This is a genomic window from Chthonomonas sp. (assembly GCF_035294165.1).
Taxonomy (GTDB): Bacteria; Armatimonadota; Chthonomonadetes; order Chthonomonadales; family Chthonomonadaceae; genus Chthonomonas.
In genome coordinates this window covers 1-1,178 of the sequence record NZ_DATGLN010000165.1, presented here as the reverse complement: position 1 = coordinate 1,178, position 1,178 = coordinate 1, and the positions used below count along the sequence as shown (strand labels likewise).

At 52.3% G+C, this 1,178-nt stretch carries 2 protein-coding genes; both read left to right on the top strand.

From position 1 onward, the window contains the following. Positions 1–436 (top strand): hypothetical protein (locus VKV29_RS08575; protein WP_324200893.1); only part of this gene is annotated, 436 nt, incomplete at its 5' end. A 166-nt stretch (positions 437–602) separates the two neighbouring features. Next, on the top strand, positions 603–1,178 hold a 576-nt coding region (locus VKV29_RS08570; protein WP_324200892.1), incomplete at its 3' end, for a CRISPR-associated endonuclease Cas3''.

Genomic DNA, 1,178 nt, shown 5'->3' with positions numbered 1-1,178 from the left:
CCATTTAGGCGATGCCCTCTTGGCCGTTGGGAAAACGCAGGATGCAGAGAACATCTACCGCATTATGACGGAGTTAGAGCATGCGCCCTACGGCACCGTGCGGGCGATGGGCGACGAGCTGGTGGAGACGGAGTTTGTTTATGGCCAGGTAGGGCTTGCGGAGATAGAGATGCGCCAGGGACAAGACGCGGAGGCCATAAAGCATTTGGCCGACGCCGATGCGCTGATGCGGCTCTACTGGTCACGCCGCCACACGATGAGCTATGCGATCATGCCTCAGGCGAAGCGGGAAGCGCTCTATCGGCTCTACCTGCGTGTGCTAACCGATTGGCAGCAGGCTTTACGTCAGACACATGCACCGGCATCGGCACTAGATGCGGTGGTTCAGGAAGAGGCGAAGGTGCAGCAAGACCACGCTAAAGATCAAGCCACCTAAGCAGGAGCGGCTTGGTACCCGAAGAGATCGCCTGGTTCGTTCTCCGACCTTTGGGGTAGTACAAAAATTTTTTCCCCTCATTTTCCGCTTTTTAAGGCCTCCTAGGTATTTCATTATTAGACGTTCGCCCTACAGAAAACTGAAAATTCGTGGAGGATGACTAACGATGACCTACTACGCCCATAGCGCCAACAAGCTAGGACTTCGTCAGACGATGAAAGAGCATCTCACCAACGTTGCCACAATGGCAAGCCGTTTTGCAGAGTCCTTTGGTGGTGCTGATGAGGCCTATCTCGCAGGGATTTTGCATGATCTTGGCAAGTATAGCGAACGCTTCTCTCGCCGTTTAGAAGGGAAAGAGAAGGGGCTTGACCATTGGACGACCGGTGCTTGGGTGGCACTTACCAAAGGAAAAAGCGTAGGGGCAGCTCTTGCGATACAAGGCCATCACATTGGTTTGCAGAGAGGCGATATCGACTCTTTGAGAGAACTCGATCCACTAGCTTCAATACAGCGCTCTATCGAATTATCTGAAACAGATGTGGAAGCCCTCACAGCACGGTTACAGGCCGATGGTTTTACGGTTCAGCCGCCCAAAAATTATCTCGTTAAGCCAAAACTAGCCACAACCGCTTCCGTTATGCTCGATGTACGAATGCTTTTTTCCGCCCTTGTAGATGCTGATTTTCTTGATACGGCACAACACTTTGGCGAAGAGCGTGAAACCCCCAAAAGTTTAGAG